This is a genomic window from Quadrisphaera sp. RL12-1S, from assembly GCF_014270065.1.
Lineage (GTDB): Bacteria > Actinomycetota > Actinomycetes > Actinomycetales > Quadrisphaeraceae > Quadrisphaera.
This window is the reverse complement of sequence record NZ_JACNME010000012.1, coordinates 17,721-39,396: the sequence shown is the minus strand read 5'-3', so window position 1 is coordinate 39,396 and position 21,676 is coordinate 17,721. Positions and strand designations below refer to the sequence as shown.

The window sequence follows — 21,676 nt, the reverse complement described above, 5'->3', positions numbered from 1 at the left end:
CTCAGCCACCGGCGGGGTCGAGGCGGTAGCCGACCCCGCGCAGCGTCTGGACGGCGCTGCGCCCGAACGGGCCGTCGATCTTGCCGCGCAGCCGCCCCACGTGGACGTCGATGACGTTGCTGGAGATGTCGGTGTCGCCGTCCCACACCTCGTCGAGGATCCGGTACCGGCTCACCGTCCGGCCGGCCTCGCGCAGCAGCAGGGCGAGGATGTCGAACTCGCGGGTGGTCAGCGCGACCTCGGTGGGACCGCGGAAGACCCGCCGCGTCTCGGGGTCCACCACGAGGTCCCCCGCGCGCTGCGCCGCCACCACCGAGGGGGTGGCGCGGCGGTGCAGCGCCCGCAGGCGGGCCAGCAGCTCGGCCACCTCGAAGGGCTTGGCGAGGTGGTCGTCAGCGCCGACGTCCAGCGCGGTGACGCGGTCCTCCAGGGCCGTGCGGGCCGTGAGCACGAGCACCGGCACGGCGTGGCCCTCCGCGCGCAGCGCCTGGAGCACCGCGGGCCCGTCGAGGTCGGGCAGCATCCAGTCGAGCACCACCAGGTCCACCCCGCCGGCGCGTGCCGCCGCCAGACCGGCGGCGCCGTCGTGCACCGCCGTCGCGGTCCAGCCCTCCTCGGTGAGCACCTGCACCAGCAGGGCAGCCAGGCGCTGCTCGTCCTCCACCACCAGCACCCGCACCGCGCACCCGCCCCCCGGTCGACAAGCCCGTCACGCTGCTCCGTCACGGTGACGTCGCGTGACCATCGCACACCGGCGGCACCCGTCCGGGTGCAGCCCGGTGGGGAGACGCCCCCCGGGGGCCGACGATCGCGGCGACCGCTCCACGCGGCACCACCCCACACCGCCCTACACCGCCCCTGCCGTCCCGTCTGAGCGAGGAGCCTCCGCCGTGCCCCTGGGCCTCACCCTCGACCAGGTCCTCCTGCTCGCCACCGGCGCGCTGGTGGAGGTCTGCGTGCTGCTGGTGCTGGCCATCGTCGTGGCGCGCACGCGGGCGCGCCGGGCGGCGGCGCGGCGCCGCGCGCTCCGGGGGTCCGGGCCGCCGGTGGTGCTGGGCGTGGTGGTCCAGGGGCCACCGGTGCACCACTGAGCACTGGCTGCTGACCACCGACCGCGGGCCCCGCGGGTGAGGCGAGGCGGCCCTTCGGAAGGTCCGCCTCACGAGATGCCCTGGTGGGGGGCACGAGCACACTGGATCCCATGACCCACGACGCACCCCCGGACGACGCCCTCTCCACGCCGGAACCGGCGCTGCACCGCGGCGTCGGCGACCGCCTCAACTGGCTGCGCGCCGGCGTGCTGGGCGCCAACGACGGCATCGTGTCGGTGGCCGGCATCGTGCTGGGCGTCATCGGCGCGACCACGGACCGCGGCGTGCTCTTCACCGCCGGCAGCGCCGGCCTGGTGGCGGGCGCGCTGTCGATGGCCGTGGGCGAGTACGTCTCGGTGAGCACCCAGAAGGACACCCAGACCGCGCTCCTCGCGCTGGAGCGGCGCGAGCTGGCCGAGATGCCCGAGCAGGAGCTGGAGGAGCTCGCCGCGATCTACCAGGCCAAGGGCATCCCGGCCGACCTCGCCCACCAGGTGGCGGTGGCGCTGACGGAGAAGGACGCGCTGCGCGCGCACGCCGAGGCCGAGCTCAACATGGACCCGGACGAGGTGGTCAAGCCCTGGCAGGCGGCGTGGGCCTCCATGCTGTCCTTCACGGTGGGGGCGCTGCTGCCGCTGCTGGCGGCGCTGCTGATCCCCGCGCCCGCGCAGGTGGCGGCCACCGTGGTGGCGGTGCTGGTGGCCCTGGCCATCACCGGAGCCGTGAGCGCGCGCCTGGGCGGCGCCAACGCCCAGCGGGCGGTGCTGCGCACGGTGGCCGGCGGCGCGGTGGCCATGGCCGTCACGTACTTCATCGGCTCGCTGGTGGGCACCGCCGTCTGACCGCCGTCTGAGCGTCATCAGGGATCTGCGCAGGCCCGTGACCTGCGCAGATCCCTCCGGGCGGCGGATCGGTCGGGGCCGACTTACGATCGAAGCGGTGGTAGGTCGGGGGCCTCGACCACCTCCGCCGAGGGGGCGGAGGAGGTGCTCCGCGGGACAGCAGCTGGTCCGGGGACGCGGTCGTGCCTCCGTCTCGCTGCACCCGCGCGCAGTGCTGCGGCGCCCGTGAGCAGAGGCCCTGCCGCCCCGCTCTGTCGAGAGGTCGCGAGCCATGACCACCAACCCTCCCCAGCACGCCGCCGGGTCCGCCGGCACCGCCGGCACGGCCGGCACCGCGGCGCAGGCCACGGGCTACACCACCTACGACGACGTCCTCGAGGGCAAGTGCCCCTTCGGGGGCAGCACGATCGGCGGCGCGCAGACCACGCCGCCCACGCTCTCGGACTGGTATCCCGACCGGCTGCGCGTCGAGCAGCTGCACCGCGACGGCGCGGCGGCCGACCCCCTGGCCGACCTCGACTACCCGGCCGCCTTCGCCACCATCGACCTGGACGAGCTCAAGGCCGACATCACCGCCCTGCTCACCACGTCGGTCTCGTGGTGGCCCTCGGACTACGGCAACTACGCGCCGCAGATGATCCGCATGGCCTGGCACGCCGCCGGCACCTACCGCATCGCCGACGGGCGGGGCGGCGCCGGCCAGGCGCTGCAGCGCTTCGCGCCGATCAGCAGCTGGTGGGACAACGGCAACACCGACAAGTCGCGCCGCCTGCTGTGGCCCATCAAGCAGAAGTACGGCGCGGCGCTGTCCTGGGCCGACCTCATGATCCTCACCGGCAACTGCGCGCTGGAGGTCATGGGCTTCCCGACCATCGGTTTTGGCGGGGGTCGCCGGGACGCCTGGGAGGCGGACGACGCCACCTACTGGGGCCCGGAGCACCTCGACATGACCGACCCCGGCTCCTACGACGACATGGTGGACCGCAGCGGGCGGTGGAGCACGGAGCCGGGCGAGCCCGGCTACGAGCTGCAGCAGCCGCTGGCCGCCTCCCACCAGGCGCTCATCTACGTCAACCCCGAGGGGCCCAACGCCAACGGCGACCCGGCGGCGTCCGCGGTGGACATCCGCATCACCTTCGGCCGGATGGCCATGAACGACGTCGAGACGGTCGCGCTCATCGCCGGTGGTCACGCCTTCGGCAAGAGCCACGGCGCGGTGCCGGCCGACCAGATCGGCGCGCCCCCGGAGATCGCCCCGCTGGAGGCGATGGGCCTGGGGTGGCACAACCCCGTGGGGTCCGGCAACGCCGAGCACACCATGACCAACGGCATCGAGGGCTCCTGGACGCCGAACCCCACGCAGTGGGACAACGACTACCTGAAGAACCTCTTCGCGTACGAGTGGGAGCAGACCCGCAGCCCCGCCGGCGCGCTGCAGTGGACGCCGAAGGACGCCTCGGCGCCGCGCACCCCCGACGCCCACCGCCCGGGCGTCGACCACGCGCTGATGATGATGACCAGCGACATCGCCCTCAAGGTGGACCCGGTCTACCGGGAGGTCTGCGAGCGGTTCCTGGCCGACTTCGACTACTTCACCGACGAGTTCGCCAAGGCCTGGCACAAGCTCACCCACCGCGACATGGGCCCGAAGTCGCGCTACCTCGGCCCGGACGTGGCCGCGGAGGACTTCATCTGGCAGGACCCGCTGCCGGCCCGGGAGCACCCGGTGGTCTCCGAGGCGGACGTGGAGCGCCTCAAGCAGGCCGTGCGGGCCACCGGCCTGTCGGCCTCCGACCTGGCCTTCACGGCGTTCTCCTCGGCGGTGACCCACCGCGAGTCCGACAAGCGCGGTGGCGCCAACGGCGCCCGCATCGCGCTGGCGCCGCAGAAGGACTGGGCGGTCAACCGCCGCACGGTGCCGGTGGTCGCCGCCCTGCGCGACGTCGTCGCGGAGTTCAACGCCTCCGCCGCCGACGGTGGTGCGCGCGTCAGCCTGGCGGACGCCGTGGTGCTGGCCGGGTGCGTCGCGGTGGAGGACGCCGCCGCGGCGGCGGGCGTCACCACCCGGGTGCCGTTCACGCCCGGCCGCGTCGACGCCACCCAGGACCAGACGGACGTCGCGCAGTTCCAGTGGCTCGCGCCGGTGGTCGACGGGTTCCGCAACTACGAGCAGGACGACCTCGCCAGCGTCACGGACGTGGCCCCCGAGCGGTTCTTCCTCGACCAGGCCGCCCTGCTGGGGCTCACCGCGCCGGAGTGGGTGGTGCTCACCGGCGGCCTGCGCGTGCTCGGCTGCAACCACGACGGCTCCGCCCACGGCGTGTTCACCGAGCGCGTGGGCGCCCTGACCACCGACTTCTTCACCACGCTCACGAGCATGGACTTCCAGTGGGGCACCGCCGACGGCGAGGGCGGACGGTCCACCCGGTTCACCCTCGACGACCGCGAGACCGGCGTCCAGGTGCACACCGCCACCCGCAACGACCTCGTCTTCGGTGCCAACGCGCAGCTGCGCGCCGTCGCCGAGGTCTACGCCTCCCGGGACGGCGCCGAGCGCTTCGTGCGGGACTTCGTGGCCGTGTGGGACAAGGTCATGATGGCCGACCGCTACGACGTCGACCCGTCCACCGCGCCGACCCCCCGCGTGCCCGCGGCGGCCGCCCGCTGACCACCCGCGGGTGACCGTCCCGGCGGGCCGGGGGAGCTCCCTCCGGCCCGCCGGGCGATCCGTCGTGCGGCCCGTCGCGCGGTCGTCATGCGCACGTCATGCACGGCGGTCAGGCTGCGGCCCAGGTCTGCCGATGCAGACGATGCGGCGCGGTCTCCCCTCGCGGGCACCAGTGCCGTCGACGCTCCGGAGCGCCGTCCGGCCCGCTGGCCCCGTTCCCCCGAGGAGAGCCCGTGTTCGACACCTTCAACGGCCTTCCCGTGCACCCGCTGGTCGTGCACGCCGTCGTCGTCCTGCTGCCCCTGGCCGTGCTGGGCACCATCGCCGTGGCGGCCGTCCCGCGCTGGCGCGCCCGCTACTCCGGCCTGAACGCGCTCGTCGCCGTCGTCGGCACCGTGCTGTGCCCCGTGGCCACCAGCAGCGGCGAGGCGCTCGAGCACCGCGTGGGCGACCCCGGCGCGCACGCCGAGCTGGGCGACCAGCTGCTGTGGTTCGCCGCCCCCCTGGCGCTGCTGGCCGTGGCGCTGTGGTGGCTGCAGCGCCAGCAGCTGCGGGCCTCCGGGTCTGGCCCGCGCCGGCCCTCCCGGGCGCTGACCGTGGTGGCCGGTCTGGCCGTGGTAGCGGCGCTGGCCAGCGGCGTGCAGGTCTACCGCGTCGGTGACTCCGGGGCGAAGGCGGTCTGGAAGGACCAGATGACCACCTCGGCCCCCGCGGCGGGTGCTCAGGGCGACGGCGACTGAGGGCGTGTGGGGGGTCTCCTCAGCAGGTTGGATGCCGGTGCTCGAGAGCGGGTAGTGCAGCCTCGGAGGATCGGCCCCTTGCGCGTAGTCACCTGGTCACGCTGAAGGGGCACATCGCCCGAGGTATCTGGCCACGTGCTGAGGAGAGACCCTGCCGGGCGTCCGGCAGGGCCTCTCCCGCGCTCAGCCGAGGTCGGCCAGCAGCTGCTGCATCTCGGCGATCTCCGCGGTCTGGGACGTGACGATCGAGGCGGCCAGCGCCTTCGCCTCGGAGGAGGAGCCGGAGGCCTGCTCCTGCTGCGACATCGCCACGGCGCCCTGGTGGTGGACCACCATCATCTGCAGGAACAGGCGGTCGAAGGCCGCGCCCGAGGCCGCCGACAGCTGGCCCCTCTGCTCGTCGGTCATCATGCCCGTGTCACTGCCCATGGCCGAGCCGCCGTCTCCGTGGTGCATGCCGCTCATCCCGCTCATCCCGCCCTTGCCGCTCGCGGCGGCCGCCGCGGTCGGCTCGCCCCAGGCCTGGAGCCAGCCGGTCATCTGGTCGATCTCGGGCGCCTGGGCGGCGCGGATGCGGGCGGCGAGGTCCTTGACGCGCTGGTCACCGGCGCGGTCCGCGGCGAGGTCCGCCATGGCGATCGCGCCCTGGTGGTGGACGACCATCTGCTGGGCGAAGGTGACGTCGGCGCTGTCGTGCTGCCCCGCCGCTGAGGACGAGGGCGACGACGCTGACGGGGACGCCGACGGCGACGCGCCGTGACCCATCCCGCCCATCCCGCCCATCGAGCCGGCGGACCGGCCGTCGGAGGACGAGCCGCAGGCGGCCAGGGAGACGGCGAGCGCTGCGGCCCCGAGGGTTGCGGCGACACGGGCGGACGTGCGGGCGGTGGTGCGCGCGGTGGTGCTGGTCATGGGGGACTCCTGGGGCGTGGCGGGTCGGGGGACGCGTCGGCGCGACCCCGGTGCGGGTGCACGGGGTGGCGCTGGGCGTCCGGCCTAGACCCGCCAGACGCAGAGGAGCGGGCGCGGGGCGGTGGGTGGGCCGCGGTCTGCGGTGGAGGGTGCGCGCACCACCGGGCGGGCTGCGTCCGGCGCGGCCACCGGGACGGTGGTGACCAGGGCTCCGGCGCTCAGCACGGGTGCCTGGGGCGGGGACGCGGACGTGCAGTGCTGGCCCGCGTCGTCGTCGTCCACCGGCGATCCCGGTGCCGGTGCGGCGGAGGCCTGCGCGCCGCTGGTGGGCTGCGCCGGGTCCATCGCGTGGTGCGCCGCCGGGTGGGCCATCTCCGCAGTGGGCGCCGCGCTCTCGCACGCGTGCGCGGGGCTCGCGTGCATGAGGGCCGTGAGGGCCGCGACGAGCAGCACGAGGGGGAGTGCGGACCGCGCCGAGCGCAGGCGCCGCACGGCGCACCCCCACGTCCTCACCCGTCAAAGATACCCCGTGGGGGTATCAGAGCGCAGGGCCGGAGGTCCCGGGCGCGCGGTGCCGCCGCTGGCGCAGGCGGTGCCGCACCACGAGGGCGAGGACGACGACGGCGAGCAACCCGGCAGCGACCGGGCCGACCCTGTCGGTGACGGCGCGGTAGGAGTCGCCGGCGAGGTAGCCGACCAGCACGGCCGCCGTGCCCCAGACCAGCCCGCCCAGGCCGTTCCAGGCCAGGAAGCGGCGGTAGGGCATGCGGGAGGCGCCGGCCAGCGCGGGCATCGCGGCGCGCCCGAAGGCGAAGAACCGGCCCGCCAGCACCGCCGAGCCACCCCGGTCCGCCAGGCGCGCGGCGGCGGCGTCGAGCTGGGGCCTGCGGCGCTGCAGCAGGCGGGTGCGCAGCAGCCTGCCTCCCCAGCGACGGCCCACCTCGTAGCCGGCGCTGTCGCCGAGCACCGCCGCCAGCACCACGGCGGCGACCGCGAGGACCAGCTCGACGTGCCCGCGGGAGGCGTCGACGCCGACGAGCACGGCGGCGGTCTCACCGGGCACGAGGAAGCCGACGAAGACGGCGTCCTCGACGAAGACGAGGCCGGCGGCGACGAGGTACACCCACAGCGGCGCCAGGGAGGTGAGCTGGCCGAGCAGGGGGTCGAGCACGGTCGGCGCCTCCTCCGGGTGGGGCGAGCGGTCGCGAGCGGGTGTCGGTGGACGGTGCCCCCAGGGGGGGCGGGGGCACCGTCCACCGACGACGCTAGGCGGGCTGCCTGTCGTGCGGATGACGCTCGCGGTGCGGTCAGCCGACGAGCTCGCCGAGCACCAGGTAGACCAGGAAGCCGACGAAGAACCCGACGCTGCCGAGGCTGGTCTCACCCCGCTCGTGCGCCTCGACGAGGAGCTCCTCGGTGGCGAGGTACATGAACGCGACGGCCCCGAACGCCAGCACGCCGGAGAGGACGACGGGGGAGGCGTCGCCGAGCAGCAGCACCCCGACCGCCGTGCCGGCCACGGTCAGCAGCGCGAGCGCGGCCGGCGCCAGCGCCACCACGCGCCGCGGCACGGACGCGGGGAGCGTCGCCGACAGCGACAGGCCGACGAAGAGGTACTCGACCGCGAGCGCGACCGTGAGCAGCACGCCCACGCTGCTGCTGGCCGCGAAGCCCGCGCCGAGGATGACCCCGTCGATGTGGAAGTCGATCCCGGTCGCGACCGCCAGGCCCACCGGGAGGCCGACCGCGCCGCGCGCCTCCCGCCGGGCCGAGATGACGTCGCCGAGCTTGCGGAAGCCGAACATGACGACGACCCCGGCGGCGAAGCCGCTGACGGCCACCAGCGGTGAGCGCTCGAGCACCGGGGGCAGCAGCTCGATCGCCGCCGCCGAGAAGACGACGCCCGCGGCGAAGTGCTGCAGCGCGCTGGTCAGCCGCACCCCCGGCCGCCGGATGACCGCGACGACGCCCGAGACGAGCGCGGCGAGCACGGGGATGGTGGTGAGCGCGAGCGCTGCGGTCAGCATCGTCGGTCCTCTGCGTGTCGGGGTCGTGCTGCGGGGCGTGGTGCGAGCCGGGAGCGGCGGGGTGGCTGGCGCAGCATGGCGGGACCGTCCACCGACCGCGCGCCGGGACGTCCGCGCGCGTGGCTCAGCGCGCCCGGCCCGACAGGGTCCCCGGCTCCTCCAGCTCCCGACGGCTCGTCCTGGTGGGCTGGAACGCGAGGATGTCGACCAGGGGCGGCGCCGGGGTCGACGGGCCGCCGGCGAGGAGCCACCCGGCCAGGTCCTCGGTGGCGTCCTCCTGCAGCACGGGTCCCACCCACACCGGGGTGACCCCGTCAGCCCGGTCCCGCGCCCCCGGCACGACGACGACGACGTTCGAGCGCTCGCACGCGTCGAGGCAGCTGCTGACAGCCACGTCAGCCCGCCCTCCGGTGGCTGTGGCCGCGGCTGTGGCGGTGTCGGCGGCGGCGCGGATCCTGCGCAGCTGGTCCGCGTGGTCGACCCCGGGGTGCTTGCTGCGACTGCCGCACTCCCCGCCCCGGCACACCACGACCAGGGTGTCCTGCGGTGCGAGGACCCCTGCGCGCCGCTCCGCTCCGCCGTCGCCGCGCCGACCTCGTCTGGCCACGTGCGTCCCCTCGTCGTCGTCCTCGGTGTGCCAGTATCTGCACGTGTTCGAAGATAAGCGGATTCATGAGGAGCCGGCCGCCCACCACGGCCACGACGACCACGAGCACCACGACCACGAGCACGCCAGCGGGGTCCGAGGCGTGCTCCAGGGGATCTTCGCGCCGCACAGCCACGACGCCGCCGACTCCATCGACGACGCCCTGGAGGGCAGCAGCGCGGGGATCCGCGCCGTGCGGACCTCCCTGGTGGTGCTCGGCCTGACCGCCCTGCTGCAGGCCGTCATCGTGGCCGCCTCCGGCTCGGTGGCCCTGCTCGCCGACACCATCCACAACCTCTCCGACGCACTCACCGCGGTGCCGCTGTGGATCGCGTTCGCGCTGTCGCGGCGCGCGGCCACCCGGCGCTTCACCTACGGCTACGGCCGCGCCGAGGACCTCGCCGGCCTGTTCGTGCTGGCGATGATCGCCCTGTCCGCGGTGGTCGCCGCGTACGAGGCCGTGCGGCGCCTGCTGGACCCGCAGCCCATCGAGCACCTGGGCTGGGTGGCTGCTGCCGGACTGGTCGGCTTCCTCGGCAACGAGGCGGTGGCGCTGTACCGCATCCGCGTGGGACGCCGCATCGGGTCGGCCGCGCTGGTCGCCGACGGCCTGCACGCCCGCACCGACGGCTTCACCTCCCTGGCGGTCCTGGTCGGTGCCGGCGGGGTGGCGCTCGGCTTCCCCCTGGCCGACCCGGTGGTCGGGCTGGTCATCACCGTGGCGATCGTGGCGGTGCTGTGGGGCGCTGCCCGCGACGTGCTGGGCCGGCTCATGGACGGCGTGGACCCCGCGCTGGTGGAGACCGCCGAGCGCGCGCTCGGCGCGCGCCCCGGGGTGCGGTCGGTGCGATCGGTGCGGATGCGGTGGGTCGGCCACGAGCTCGTCGCGGAGGCCGACCTCGACGTCGACCCGGACCTGACGCTGGCCGAGGCCCACGCGGTCGCGCACGGCGCCGAGCACGACCTCACGCACTCCGTGCGCAAGCTCACCCGCGCCACCGTGCACGCCTACCCGGCCCACCAAGCCGCCAGAGGCCGGGGCCTCGGCGGGGCCGCACCTGTCAGGGCGAGCTGAGCGTCACGATCGGGGACGCGGCCTCGTCGCCGTGGGGCGACAGCAGTGCTGCGTCACACTGGCAGGACGACGAGGACCGACGAGGACCGACGGGGAGCGACGAGGACCGGTGAGCATCGGCACCGAGGGGGCCGCGGTGCTCCTCGTGGAGGACGACGCGCTGCTGCGGCGGGCCATCAGCCGCGCCCTGCAGGAGGTGCACGCGCGCGTGACCGCCGTCGGAACGGGCCTGGAAGCGCTCGAGGCCGTCGGTGACGGGCCGGACTGCGACTTCTCGGCGGTCGTGCTGGACATCGGCCTGCCGGACGCCGACGGACGGGACGTGTGCGCTGCAGTCCGCGCCCGCGGCATCACCACCCCCGTGCTCTTCCTCACAGCCCGCGGCCAGGTGGATGACCGCCTGTCGGGCTTCACCGCCGGCGGGGACGACTACCTGCCCAAGCCCTTCGACACCCGGGAGCTCCTCGTGCGCACCGGGGCCCTCGTGCGCCGCGCCGGTAGCGCGCCACCGCGCGAGGTCACCGGCGTCCGGCTCGACCCGGTCAACCTGCGGTTGCTCGCCGCACCGGGCGGTGAGGACCAGTCGCTCACGCCCACGGAGTACCGGGTGCTGGCGCCCCTGATGAACGCCCCCGGCGAGGCGCTGCGGCGCCGCGCGCTGGCCGTGGCCGGGTGGTCCGCCGGCGCGGCGGTCTCGGACAACGTGCTCGACCAGTACATCTCCCGCCTGCGGCGCAAGGTCGAGGCGGCCTCCGGCGGGAGCAGCGCCATCCACACCGTGCACGGCATCGGCTACCGCTTCGAATGAGCGGACGGGTCCCCGGGCGCGTCCACCACGCTGCCGCGGCCGCGTGGTGGCGTGCGCGGAGCCTGCGCAGCTCGGTGGCCTGGTCGGCCACGCTCGTCGTCGCGGCGTGGATGGTGGTGCTGGGCGTGGTCGCCGTCCTCGTGGTCGGCGTGGCCCTCGACCGCTCGGCCGACGACGCCCTGCGGGCCCGCGCGCAGGCGGTCACCGCCACCGTCCGCGTGGGCGCGGGCGGTGGTCTCACCGTGCTGGAGGGGCCCGACGACCAGGCGCTGGACACCGACACCTGGGTCCTCGCCCCCGGCGGCGCCCTGGTGGAGGGGGTGGGCGCCGGGACCGCGGCACCGCCGCGGGCGGTCTCGCTGGCGGCGAGGGTGCTCAGCACCGACGGCGAGGTGCTGGACACCGTCGACGCCGACGCCCCCACCCGTCTGCTGGGGCTGCCCGTGCACGACTCCGGCGGCCGCCCCGTCGCCGCGGTCGTCACGGCCGCCTCCCTCGTGCCCTACCAGCAGCTGCGGGAGCTGGCGGTGACCGCCGTCGCCGTCCTGGCGGTGCTGCTCGTCGTCGGCGTCCACCTGGTGCTGCGGGCCGCGGTGGCGCGCGCTCTCAGCCCGGTCGCCGACATGAGCGAGCAGGTCGACGCGTGGAGCACCACCGACCCCTCCCATCGCCTCGGACCGGGACCCCGCCCCCGCGAGCTGTCCTCGCTGGCCGGCACGCTGGACGCGCTGCTGGACCGCATCGCGGCGGCGCTGCGCCACGAGCAGGTGCTCACCGCGGAGCTCTCCCACGAGCTGCGCACACCCCTGGCGGGGATGCGGGCCGAGCTGGACTGGGCACGGGCGCCCGGACGCAGCGACGCCCAGCGCCGGGAGTCCCTCGACGAGGTCCACCAGGCCCTGCGCCGGGCCGAGGGCGTGGTGGAGGGCCTGCTCGCCTCCGCCCGCTCGGCGACCGCGGCCCCGGGGCGCTGCGAGGTGCTGCCGGCCGTCGAGCGCGTGCTGGCGGCGCGGCGCGCAGCCGGTGTCGAGGGGGTGTCGCTGCGCGCGGAGGTCGACCCGGCCGTGGCGGTGGGGGTGGAGGCGGCGGTGCTCGAGCGGGCCCTGTCCCCGCTGGTCGACAACGCCTGCCGCTACGCCCGCTCGGCGGTGCGCGTGAGCGCTCGGCGCGACGAGGCGCAGGTGCGCGTCACCGTGGTCGACGACGGTCCCGGCATCCCCGCCGACCTCGTGGCGCGGGTGCTGGAGCCGGGCTTTCGCGCGCAGCCCTCCGAGCAGCACCGGGGGGCCGGCCTGGGGTTGGCGCTCGCCGCCCGGCTGGCGCGCACGGCGGGGGGAGACCTCGTGCCCGAGGCCGCCGGCGCAGCAGGCGGAGGCGTGCTCCACCTGGTGCTGCCGGCGGCCTGACCCTCGCGCGGTCAGCAAGGTCTGCGACGTCAGGCGGGCAGCACCTGCAGCAGCTGGGTGAGCGCCTGGCCCTCCCGGGCGGGTTCCGGCGTGCTGGCGCGCACGGCCTTGAGGACGGCGTCGATGCGGCCGTCGACCACGGTCCACCCCTGCGGGTCCTTCGCCTGCAGGGTGGGCTGGGCGTCGTCCCAGCCCTTCTCGAGCTGGCGGGCCTGGGAGAGGGCTGTGGCCTGCTGCCCCGAGGTGACGGCGCTCTGCATGGCCTGAGCCGTCTGCCGGAAGGCCGCGGTGTCAGCGGCGGTGAGCTGCACGGTGCCCTGCACCTGCCCGCCGGAGGAGACCGCGGGCGCCGACCCGCCGTCGGACTCCTCCGAGGCGGCTGCCGCGGCGGGCCTGTGGCTGTTCGCGACGACGAGGACGCCCGCGGTCGCAGCGGCGGCCAGGCACCACCCGACCAGCACCACGCGCTGCCGAGTGGCCGACCTGCGGGTGCTCGGCGTGGCCGTGGAGGCAGGGGTGGCGACGTCGACCCTGCTCACGGTCAGGTAGGCCACGACGGCGGCGATGGTGGCCAGGAAGACCAGGCTGGTCCACAGCGTGCCCAGCCCCAGCCCGCCGTCGGCGGGAGCGCCGGCGAGGAAGTCGCCCAGGTTGGCCCCCAGCGGACGGGTGAGGACGTAGGCCAGCCAGAACGCGAGGACGGCGTCACCCCCGGCCCTCCACCCGATGAGCACGACGGCGATGAGCGCGACCGGCAGGAGTGCCGAGGCACCCGGGGACCAGCCGGTCAGCTCCAGGAACCAGTCGCCGACCGCGGTGCCCAGGGCGAAGGTGACCAGGACCGTCAGCCAGTAGAACCCCTCCCGCGGACGGGAGTCGATGGCGTGGATGGACAGCGTCCCCTCACGGACGTACCAGACCCGGAAGACCACGGCCAGCAGCACGGCGAAGACGGCGCTGCTGATCCACAGCGGCACCTGCAGCTGGTCGGTGAGGATGTCGGTGTAGAGGGTGCCCGTGACGCTGACCAGCACGACGGTGAGCCAGTAGGGGGTCGGCCGGTACTGGCGGGTGCGGAACTGCCAGGCCAGGACGCCGGCGAGGACGACCGTGAACAGGGCGGCCGTGGCGAGCAGCCCCACGCCGAGGGTCATGTCGATCCAGTCCGCGAAGGACTCACCGACCGTCGTGCAGAGGATCTTGATGATCCAGAACCAGACGGTGACCTCGGGGACCTTGTTCAGCAGGGCTCGCCCGGTCGAGGCGTCCGACCGGAGCGCGGAGGGGCTGGATGGCGACATGCCGCGAGGGTGGCGGCGGTCGTCTGTACGTCGCCTGTACGGCGGAGGAAGCCGAGGGACGGAGACGGGGAGGCGTACAGGCGCTGTACAGGCGGGGGCTGCCAACCTGGCCGACGTGCCGACCTCCCCGCCGCCAGCCAGCGGTCCGGGTGCTGCGGCCGCCGTCACCGCCCACAGGCACTGGGCGCTGCCCGCGTCCCCGGCGGTGGGCGCCTGGTCCTGGACGGTCGAGGGGCTCGCGGCGGTGGCGGGGGTCACCTGCGCCGACCAGCTCGACGTCGGGCTCGGCCTGGGGGGCGGCACCGCCCTCGCCGGGGCCGCGGTCGTCACCGCACTGGTGGCCCACCGGAGCGCCGACCGGTGCCGGGGGCCGCTGCACGGGCTGACCGTCGTCGCGCTGGGCGCGGCCGGCGCGCTCCTCACCGACGACCTCACCCAGGGCGCCGGGCTGCCGCTGGCAGCGGTCGCCCCGGCGCTCGCCGTCGCCCTGGTCGTGGCCTTCGCGACCTGGGTGGCGGGGGTCCGCACTTGGTCGCCCCGGACATTGCCCGACGTGCCGCGAGGCCTGCTCTGGTGCTCGGTGGTGCTGCTGGCCTCCGCACTGGGCACCGCCGGGAGCGACCTGCTGCACGAGGGCGTCGGACTGGGGGAGTGGTCGACGGCGCTGCTGGTCGTCGTCGTCATCGCCGCCGTGGCCACCACCCGCATCGGGCTTGCCGTCGACGCGGTGGTGTGCGCCTGGGTGGCCCTCGTGCTCATCCGGCCCCTGGGGGCGGCCGTGGCCGACGGGCTCAGCCGGGCCCCCGGTGCCGGTGGCCTGGGGCTGGGGACCGCCCGGACCAGCGCGGTGCTGCTCGGCCTGGTCCTTCTCGTCGCGACCCTCCAGGCGTCCACCCTCCGCCGGGCCTCCGCGCCCGCACCGGGCTCCTCGGTCGTGGACCTGACGGCGGGCCCGGAGGCTGCGCAGGCCCCACCGCACCGATGGGTCTCCGGCGCGGCGCCAGCGCCAGCGCGGCCTCCCACCAGGTCGGTCGGCCGGTGACGGACCTCATCGGGGGCTCCGGCGACCTCGTCGGCGCTCTGGGTGAGCCGGGTGTCGGAGCGCTGGTGCTCCTGGAGACCGTCGCCCCTCCGCTGACCCGGGACACCGTGCTGCCGCTGTCCGGGTCCCTGGTGCAGCAGGGCCAGCTGTCGTTGGCAGGGGTCCTCCTGGCCTCCACCCTGGGGTGCGTGGCAGGGGCGTGGGTCTTCTACGGCCTGGGGGCGGCCCTGGGCCGGCGTCGCGCGCTCGACCTCCTGGTGCGGATCCCGAAGGTCGGTCGTGACGGTGCCGAGCGCGCCGCGGGCTGGTTCGAGCGATGGGGGGCCTGGGCGGTCTTCCTCAGCCGGTTCGTCCCGGGATCGGGGGCTCTGACGTCCGTCTCGGCGGGAGCGCGCCGCATGCCACCGGTGGTCTTCAGCGCCTGCACCGCCGCCGGGAGCCTCAGCTGGAACGCTGCCCTCGTCGGGCTGGGGTACGCCGTTCCCGAGCAGTGGGAGGTGGTCGGCGACTGGGCCGGCGCGGTGGGCACGGCGGTGTTCTCCTCCCTGGTGGTCGTCGTGGTCGTCGTGGTCGGCGTCCTCCTGGTCGGCTCCGCCCACGGACGACCTCGGACGCGAGGCCGGCGTCGCTGAGGGCTGTCGGACCGGGGCGCTGCCAGGGGTCTGACGCGCACCGCGATCTCCCGGCGCGCCGTACAGGCGGTGTAAAGGCTGATCAGCACATGCTGTCGCCATGGCGACCACCAGGCCCCTGGGAGCGGGACACCCCGCGACCACCCGTCGCAGCGACGAGCCCGACGGACGCACGGGACGGCCGGACCACCCGCGAGCGGCCTCAGTCGCCGCGGGGAGCACCTGCGACCGGAGGGGCACCCGGAACCCGCCTTCGCCGGCCCGCGTCCACCACCACGGCACTGGTTCCGCGTCTGCCGCCTCAGCGACAGCTCCACGAGGCCCCGCTGCCCCGCCGGCCAGCGGCCCCGACGGCTCCCAGAGCTCCAGCAGCGCTCTGTCCCCCTGCGCTCTGTCCCCCTGCGGCGGGAGGTCGTGGACGGCGGCGGACGTGCGCCGCTACCGGCGCCGCACCGCCCAGCTGCAGGCCGCCGTCGTCCTGGCGCTGCTCCTGGGCGTCGTCTGCTCGATGCTCACCGGAGCGTGAGGCCGCTGCTGGCTGTCCGCTGCTCGGCCCCCGCCCGTCCCACAGCCCTGCCCGCAGCCCAGACCGACGGACGCCCGACCGCTCGCCGTCACCCGACCCCAGGAGACCTCGCATGACCACGCCCCCGACCGCCACGTCCGCGCGCGCAGCGCGCAGCGGACGTCCGGCGGGCCGCCTGCGCGGCTGGACCCCTGGCTGGACCGCCGCCCGCGCCGCCAAGGTGCCCGAGATCACGGCCGTGTTCTGGCTGGTCAAGGTGCTCACCACGGGCATGGGGGAGGCCGCCTCGGACTACCTCGGCGAGACCAGCCTGGTGCTCGGCGCCCTGGTGGGCGTGGGTTCGCTGGTCGGGGCGCTGGCCTGGCAGCTGCGCGCGAGGGAGTACTCCGCTGTGCGCTACTGGACGGCCGTGAGCGCCGTCGCGGTGTTCGGCACCATGACCGCGGACATCACCCACGTGGTCACGGACCTGCCGTACGCGGTGACCACGGTCGTGTGGGCCGTGGTCGTCGCCGTCCTGTTCACCGCCTGGTGGAGGGTGGAGGGCACGCTGTCGATCCACCACGTCGACTCCACCCGCCGCGAGCTCTTCTACTGGGCCACGGTGCTGGCCACCTTCGCCCTCGGCACCGCCGCCGGCGACCTCACCGGCCTGGCGCTGGGCTGGGGCTTCCTGCCGTCCGGGCTGCTGTTCGGCGCGGCGATGCTGGTGCCGCTGGCCGCGTGGCGCCTCGGCCTGAGCCCGGTGGCGGCGTTCTGGAGCGCGTACGTGCTCACCCGGCCGTTCGGGGCCTCGTTCGCCGACTGGCTCGGCAAGCCCGCCCAGGTCGGCGGCGGCGTGGGGCTGGGGGACGGTCCGGTGACGCTCGCGGCGCTGGTGGCGATCGCCGTGCTCGTGGGGGTCCTCGCCGTCACGCGAGCCGACGTCCAGCGCGCCGACCTCCAGCGCGGTGACGTCCAGCGCGGTGAGCGCGTCACGGCGGGGGAGGGCGCGGCGTGAGCCTGCTCGACCCGCAGCACCTGCTCTCCTCGTTCGGGGCGGTGGGGCTGTTCGTCATCCTCTTCGCCGAGACGGGCCTGCTCATCGGCTTCTTCCTGCCCGGCGACTCGCTGCTGTTCACCGCCGGTCTGCTGGCGGCGACGTCGGCCACGAGCGCCGCGCACCTGCCGCTGGCCCAGGTGCTGGTCGCGGGCGCGGCCGGCGCCCTGCTCGGGGCGCAGGTCGGGTACCTCATCGGCCGCCGGGTGGGCCCGGCGCTGCTGGACCGTCCCGACCGGCCCAAGCTGCAGGCCGGGGTGCGCCGCGCGCAGGCGGTGCTGGACCGCTACGGCCACGGCCGCGCGGTGGTGCTGGCCCGCTTCATCCCCGTGGTCCGCACGCTCATGAACCCGCTCGCCGGCACGGTCGGGGTGCCCGCGGGGCGCTTCGCGCTGTGGCAGGTGGTCGGTGGGCTCGTGTGGAGCCTGGGCGTGACGCTGGCCGGGTACGTGCTGGGCACGCGCATCCCCGGCATCGACGCCTACCTGCTGCCGATCATCGCGGTGGTCGTGGTGGTCTCGCTCGTCCCCGTGGCGGTGGAGCTGGTGAAGGCCCGCCGGGAAGCCGGCCGGTCCTGACCCTCAGCGCTGCTCGGCAGGTGCGGGCAGCACCTTCGGAGCCCCGAGCAGCGTGGTGACCAGCACGGCCACCACGCTGCCGGCGCAGATGAGCCCGGCCAGCACGATGAGCTGGAACCTGGCCGCCTGCACCGGGCTGGCCCCGCCGAGCAGCGCGCCGATGAACGCGCCCGGCAGCGTCACCAGCCCGGTGGTGCGGGTCTGGTCCAGCACCGGCACGAGCGACTCGCGCACCGCCGCGCGGGCCACGTCGAGCACCGCCCGCCGCGGTGGCGCGCCGAGGGCCAGCCACCCCTCCACCTCCTCGCGGCGGGCCAGCAGCCCGGCCAGCAGGTGGCGCCCGGCCAGGGTGGCCGAGGTCATGGTGCCGCCCAGCACGGTGCCCCCGAGCGCGACGACGTAGCGCGCCGAGAACGGCAGCACCCCGAGGGAGAAGACCACCCCGAGGACGACGACGGCCCCGGCCGCACACGCCACCGCCACGGCGCGCCGCGCGGCGCGCAGCCCCTGCAGGGGGGCGAGGCGGCGCGAGGCGGTCCACACCGCGGTGGCCAGCATCACCGCGAGCACGGCCGCGGCCAGGGCGGGCACGTGGTCGAGCACGCCCCGCAGCACCAGGCCGACGGCGGCCAGCTGCAGCCCGCCGCGCAGCACCGCCGTCAGCGGTGCGGTGCCCCGGGGCCCCACGGTGACGCCCGCGGCGCGCAGCACCACCAGCGCCACGGCGAGCAGCGCCGCCACGCCCAGCAGCAGGCGCCCCAGCTGGTCAGCGGTCACGCTCCGGCACCCCCCTGCGTCCATCCTCGGCGCGACCCCGTCCGCCGATCCCTCGCCTCGACCTCGCGCTCGGGTCGTTGCTGGTCGATGTCGACGACGATCGCGGACGGCAGCCTCGTCGCCTTCGTGACCGCGGAGGTGACGGGGTGCCGATCTTGGCGTTCCGTGGGTCTCGACAGGCCCGGCGACCCACGGAACGCCAAGGTCGAGGCACCCGCACCCGCACCCGCACCGGCACCGGCACGTGCGGGTGCGTGTGCGGCGCGGTGGGGGGCGTCGGCTGCGCGCTCAGACGAGCAGGCCGAGGCTGACCAGGCCCGCCAGCACGCAGTACAGCGCGTAGGGGCGCAGCGAGCCGTGGGCGAACCAGCGGTCCAGGAAGCGCACCGCCACGTAGGAGCTCACGCCGGCCAGCACGCTGCCGAGGAGCACCTGCCCGCGGATGCCGTCCCCCAGCGGGCCGAACAGCTCCGGCAGCTTCAGCAGCCCGGCCGCGGCGATGACCGGGGTGGCCAGGAGGAAGGAGAAGCGGGCGGCGTCCTGGTGGGTCAGGCCCGCGCGCAGCCCGGCGACCATGGTGGTGCCGGACCGGCTGATGCCCGGGGCCAGCGCCGCGATCTGCGCCGACCCGACGAGCACCGCGGTGCGCAGGGGCAGCGAGGCCAGGCGCCGGTCCGTGGCCACCTCCGAGGACGACGACGCCCCGGCCGGCGCGCTCGCCGTCGTCGAGACGGCCGGGATGACGGCGGTGGGGGCGCGGTGGCGTGCGGCCGGCGAGCCGGACGACGCGACCGTGACGGGGGTCGCCTGGCGCCGGCGGCCGCGCTCCACGAGGAGCAGCACGAGCCCGTTGAGCACGAGGAACACCGCGGTGGGGACCGGCCGGGCCAGCACCGTGCGCAGCGGGTGCTCCAGCACCAGCCCCACCAGGCCGACGGGGACGGTGGCGGCGACCAGCAGCCAGCCCAGGCGCGCGTCGGGACCCGTGATCCGCCGGTGGCGCACGGAGGAGAACAGGCCGGTGACGATGCGGGCCCAGTCGCGCCGGTAGAAGAGCACCAGCGCGGCGGCGGTCGCCACGTGGAGGCCCACGATGAACGCCAGGTAGGGCGAGCCCGGGGCGGAGACGTCCAGGTCGCGTGCCCAGCTGCCCCCCACCAGCGCCGGGACCAGCACCGCGTGGCCGAGGCTGGAGACGGGGAACAGCTCCGAGACGCCCTGCAGCACCCCGACCACCGCGGCCTCGGTCCAGCTGAGGTGCGGTGCACCCGTGGTGGCGGCGGGTGCTGAGGCGGCGAGCAGGGGGTGCACAGCGGGCTCCTCGACAGGTGGCGGAGGTGACGGCGGGGTGGCAGCGCTGCCGTGGACCGACGCTAGGAGCCCTCGGTGACGTGCGGATGACGACGGCCCACCGCCCAGGCGGTCAGCAGGCGCGTCCCAGCCGCCCCCCAGGGGCGCACCGCGCCCACCGCCGTCACAGGGTGAAGCGGCCGGTCAGCTGCCGCAGCCGCGCCGCCGCGCTGTCCAGGGACGCCGCGGCGGTGGCGGTGGTGCCCGCGCCGGCGCGGTTCTCCTCGGTGCCCGTGGCGATGCCCGCGATGTTCTCCGAGATCTGCGCGGACCCGGTGGAGATCTCGGTGATGTTGCGGACCATCTCGCTGGTGGTGGCGGACTGCTCCTCCACCGCGGCGGCGATGGTCGACTGCACCTCGTCGATGCGGGCGATGACCTCGCCGATCTGGGTGACCGCCGCGGCGGCCGCAGCGGTGTCGCTCTGGGTCGCGTTCACCTTGGCGGTGATGTCGTCGGTGGCCTGCGCGGTCTGGCGGGCGAGCTCCTTGACCTCCCCGGCGACGACGGCGAAGCCCTTGCCGAGCTCTCCGGCGCGGGCGGCCTCGATGGTGGCGTTGAGGGCCAGCAGGTTGGTCTGCTCGGCGATGGTGGTGATGAGCCTGACGACGTCGCCGATCTCGCGGGAGGAGACCCCCAGCCGCTCGATGGCGGTGCCGGCCGAGCCCGCCGCCGCCACGGCCGCGGTGGCCATGGCGGAGGCGTCGGTGGTGGCCGTGGCGATCTGGGTGATGGCGGCGGTCATCTGCTCCCCGGCGGCGGCGACGGTGGCGATGGAGGTGCTGACCTCCTCCGACGCCGACGAGACCAGCTGCGCCTGCGCGCTGGAGCCCTCCGCGCCGGTCTGCAGCGCCGCGGCGACGCCGGACAGGGTGCTCGCGGAGGCGCCCAGCGCGTGGGACTCGCCCCGGATGGCCAGCAGGACCTCGCGCAGGGCGCCGATCGAGGCGTCGGTGGACGCCGCGAGCCGGCCCACCTCGTCGCGCTGGTCCAGGCCCACCCGCTGGTCCAGCCGTCCCTGCGCGAGGCCGTCCACCACGGTCACCACGCGGGCCAGCGGACGGCTCACCGACCGCGCGACCAGCCACGCCACGACCCCGGCCAGCACCGCCGCGGCCACCGAGGACGCCGCCAGCACCAGCAGCGCCTGCCGGTAGGAGGCGCGGTCCCGGGCCACCATGGCGTCAGCGGCGGACACCTCGGCCGCCGTGACGGTCTCCAGGGCCTTGGTCAGGGCCGCCGCGGCCGGCACGCCGCTGGTCACGCGCAGCGCGTCGAAGCCGGCGGTGTCGTGCGCCTGGGCGAGCGCCAGCAGCGGCGGGACCGTGGCCCGGTAGGCGGCCAGCGCGTCGGTGACCGCGCCGCGCTGCGCCGCGGTGGTGCTGGGGGAGGTGGCGAGGTAGGCGGCCCAGGCCGCGTCCAGGGCGGTCTCGTCCGCTGTGAGCTGCTGCGCGGCCGCGGAGGCCCCGGCGTCGTCGGCGCTCACGGCCACGCCCACCAGGTCGAGGCGGACCCGCAGGAAGGCAGCCTCGGCCGCCGCCGAGGTCCGCACCGACGGCATGCCGCTGGTCGCGAGCTCCTCCAGGCCGCCCTGGAGCTGGCCGAGGTGGAAGGCGGCCGTGCCGGCGACGGCGAGGAGCAGCAGGCAGACCAGCCCGAAGCCCAGGTGCAGCTTCGCGGCGATGCGCAGGTCGGCGAGGCGGTGGGTCCGGTGGGTCCGGTGGGTCACGGCGGCGTCTCCTGGGGTCCTGTGGCGGCTGGGCCCGCGCAGGCCCTCGTCAGGGGTCTCGGCGGCCCGGGCCGCACGCGGGAGGGGACCTTGGTCCCGACCCCCGGGGACCTCGGGCCCCTGGCCGTCGTCGCGAGACAGGCGACGCTGGACGGACGGGGGCTTGGTCGGGTGCGCGGCCCCCCACGCACCCGACCGGGCCCCCGCTGGCTGCCCGCTGCCTGCCCAGCCGGGAGCAGCGCTCCCGTCGAGCCGCCGCGCCGGCACCGGAACACCGTCACGTGCTCGGCGGAGATCTGGCGGCGGAACACCCACAGCGACCACGCCTGGGAGGCGAGCACCACCGGCACGAGCGCCACGGCCACCCACGTCATCACTCACCACCAGCGTGTCGTGCGAGGAGGAGGCGTTGCGCAGCGTGAGCGTGCCGGCGGGGCCGATCGAGCTGGGCATGACGTCGGGGAACGGCGACCTGACGACGAGGACG

Annotated in this window: 21 protein-coding genes; 11 read left to right on the top strand and 10 right to left on the bottom strand. The window is 75.7% G+C overall.

Annotated elements, in window-relative coordinates:
- Position 1 precedes the first annotated feature (1 nt).
- The gene (locus H7K62_RS17540; protein WP_186720901.1) at positions 2 to 679 is read right to left on the bottom strand and encodes a response regulator transcription factor; all 678 of its coding nucleotides are present in this window, start codon (positions 677 to 679) and stop codon (positions 2 to 4) included.
- A 211-nt stretch (positions 680 to 890) separates the two neighbouring features.
- Between H7K62_RS17540 and H7K62_RS17535 the strand changes: the two genes are divergently transcribed.
- From H7K62_RS17535 to H7K62_RS17520, 4 genes are all read left to right on the top strand, one after another.
- A complete protein-coding gene (locus H7K62_RS17535) occupies positions 891 to 1,091 on the top strand; it encodes a hypothetical protein (protein ID WP_186720898.1) in 201 nt (66 codons plus the stop codon).
- Positions 1,092 to 1,201: 110 nt separating this feature from the next.
- Entirely contained in the window at positions 1,202 to 1,933 is a 732-nt protein-coding gene (locus H7K62_RS17530; RefSeq protein ID WP_186720896.1) for a VIT1/CCC1 transporter family protein, read from the top strand.
- A gap of 271 nt (positions 1,934 to 2,204) precedes the next feature.
- Positions 2,205 to 4,601: a catalase/peroxidase HPI gene (gene katG / locus H7K62_RS17525; RefSeq protein ID WP_186720894.1), complete on the top strand. Its 2,397-nt coding sequence runs from the start codon at positions 2,205 to 2,207 to the stop codon at positions 4,599 to 4,601.
- Positions 4,602 to 4,834: 233 nt separating this feature from the next.
- Positions 4,835 to 5,341, top strand: coding sequence for a DUF2231 domain-containing protein (locus H7K62_RS17520; protein WP_186720885.1), 507 nt, complete (start codon positions 4,835 to 4,837; stop codon positions 5,339 to 5,341).
- 183 nt (positions 5,342 to 5,524) lie between these two features.
- Here the strand turns inward: H7K62_RS17520 and H7K62_RS17515 are convergent, their stop codons facing one another.
- The 5 genes from H7K62_RS17515 to H7K62_RS17495 all read right to left on the bottom strand — a co-directional run bounded on the left by H7K62_RS17515 (position 5,525) and on the right by H7K62_RS17495 (position 8,887).
- On the bottom strand, positions 5,525 to 6,253 hold the full coding sequence (locus H7K62_RS17515) for a DUF305 domain-containing protein (protein WP_186720877.1): 729 nt from the start codon (positions 6,251 to 6,253) through the stop codon (positions 5,525 to 5,527).
- A gap of 84 nt (positions 6,254 to 6,337) precedes the next feature.
- A complete protein-coding gene (locus H7K62_RS17510) occupies positions 6,338 to 6,766 on the bottom strand; it encodes a hypothetical protein (RefSeq protein WP_186720875.1) in 429 nt (142 codons plus the stop codon).
- A 25-nt stretch (positions 6,767 to 6,791) separates the two neighbouring features.
- Entirely contained in the window at positions 6,792 to 7,424 is a 633-nt protein-coding gene (locus H7K62_RS17505; protein WP_186720873.1) for a DedA family protein, read from the bottom strand.
- A gap of 136 nt (positions 7,425 to 7,560) precedes the next feature.
- Positions 7,561 to 8,280, bottom strand: a complete 720-nt coding sequence (locus H7K62_RS17500; protein WP_186720865.1) for a ZIP family metal transporter — start codon at positions 8,278 to 8,280, stop codon at positions 7,561 to 7,563.
- Between the two features lie 124 nt (positions 8,281 to 8,404).
- On the bottom strand, positions 8,405 to 8,887 hold the full coding sequence (locus H7K62_RS17495; RefSeq protein WP_222437805.1) for a hypothetical protein: 483 nt from the start codon (positions 8,885 to 8,887) through the stop codon (positions 8,405 to 8,407).
- A gap of 61 nt (positions 8,888 to 8,948) precedes the next feature.
- On the opposite strand from H7K62_RS17495, the gene H7K62_RS17490 reads away from it, so the two are divergent.
- The 3 genes from H7K62_RS17490 to H7K62_RS24215 all read left to right on the top strand — a co-directional run bounded on the left by H7K62_RS17490 (position 8,949) and on the right by H7K62_RS24215 (position 12,215).
- Positions 8,949 to 10,001, top strand: a complete 1,053-nt coding sequence (locus H7K62_RS17490) for a cation diffusion facilitator family transporter (protein WP_186721103.1) — start codon at positions 8,949 to 8,951, stop codon at positions 9,999 to 10,001.
- 109 nt (positions 10,002 to 10,110) lie between these two features.
- Positions 10,111 to 10,809 carry a response regulator transcription factor gene (locus tag H7K62_RS17485; RefSeq protein ID WP_222437803.1) on the top strand — a complete coding sequence of 233 codons (699 nt, stop codon included), beginning with the start codon at positions 10,111 to 10,113 and terminating at the stop codon, positions 10,807 to 10,809.
- A gap of 74 nt (positions 10,810 to 10,883) precedes the next feature.
- Positions 10,884 to 12,215: a sensor histidine kinase gene (locus H7K62_RS24215; protein WP_186720863.1), complete on the top strand. Its 1,332-nt coding sequence runs from the start codon at positions 10,884 to 10,886 to the stop codon at positions 12,213 to 12,215.
- 29 nt (positions 12,216 to 12,244) lie between these two features.
- On the opposite strand, the gene H7K62_RS17475 is transcribed toward H7K62_RS24215, so the two are convergent.
- Positions 12,245 to 13,516 (bottom strand): COG4705 family protein, encoded by a 1,272-nt coding sequence (locus tag H7K62_RS17475; RefSeq protein ID WP_186720861.1) that lies wholly within the window; start codon positions 13,514 to 13,516, stop codon positions 12,245 to 12,247.
- 115 nt (positions 13,517 to 13,631) lie between these two features.
- Here H7K62_RS17475 and H7K62_RS17470 point away from each other — a divergent pair, with 115 nt between their 5' ends.
- From H7K62_RS17470 to H7K62_RS17455, 4 genes are all read left to right on the top strand, one after another.
- Positions 13,632 to 14,558, top strand: a complete 927-nt coding sequence (locus H7K62_RS17470; RefSeq protein WP_186720858.1) for a hypothetical protein — start codon at positions 13,632 to 13,634, stop codon at positions 14,556 to 14,558.
- On the top strand, positions 14,555 to 15,190 hold the full coding sequence (locus tag H7K62_RS17465; protein WP_186720851.1) for a DedA family protein: 636 nt from the start codon (positions 14,555 to 14,557) through the stop codon (positions 15,188 to 15,190). Before H7K62_RS17470 ends, H7K62_RS17465 begins: the two co-directional genes overlap by 4 nt.
- Positions 15,191 to 15,828: 638 nt before the next feature.
- A complete protein-coding gene (locus H7K62_RS17460) occupies positions 15,829 to 16,716 on the top strand; it encodes a COG4705 family protein (RefSeq protein WP_186720849.1) in 888 nt (295 codons plus the stop codon).
- Complete coding sequence (locus H7K62_RS17455; protein ID WP_370591834.1) at positions 16,713 to 17,333, top strand: DedA family protein; 621 nt, start codon at positions 16,713 to 16,715, stop codon at positions 17,331 to 17,333. The genes H7K62_RS17460 and H7K62_RS17455 overlap by 4 nt, the downstream gene beginning before the upstream one ends.
- A 3-nt stretch (positions 17,334 to 17,336) precedes the next feature.
- On the opposite strand, the gene H7K62_RS17450 is transcribed toward H7K62_RS17455, so the two are convergent.
- The 3 genes from H7K62_RS17450 to H7K62_RS17440 all read right to left on the bottom strand — a co-directional run bounded on the left by H7K62_RS17450 (position 17,337) and on the right by H7K62_RS17440 (position 21,189).
- The gene (locus H7K62_RS17450) at positions 17,337 to 18,110 is read right to left on the bottom strand and encodes an ABC transporter permease (protein WP_222437802.1); all 774 of its coding nucleotides are present in this window, start codon (positions 18,108 to 18,110) and stop codon (positions 17,337 to 17,339) included.
- A 288-nt stretch (positions 18,111 to 18,398) separates the two neighbouring features.
- Positions 18,399 to 19,412 (bottom strand): undecaprenyl-diphosphate phosphatase, encoded by a 1,014-nt coding sequence (locus H7K62_RS17445; RefSeq protein WP_186721098.1) that lies wholly within the window; start codon positions 19,410 to 19,412, stop codon positions 18,399 to 18,401.
- Between the two features lie 172 nt (positions 19,413 to 19,584).
- A complete protein-coding gene (locus tag H7K62_RS17440) occupies positions 19,585 to 21,189 on the bottom strand; it encodes a methyl-accepting chemotaxis protein (protein ID WP_186720844.1) in 1,605 nt (534 codons plus the stop codon).
- Positions 21,190 to 21,676 lie beyond the last annotated feature (487 nt).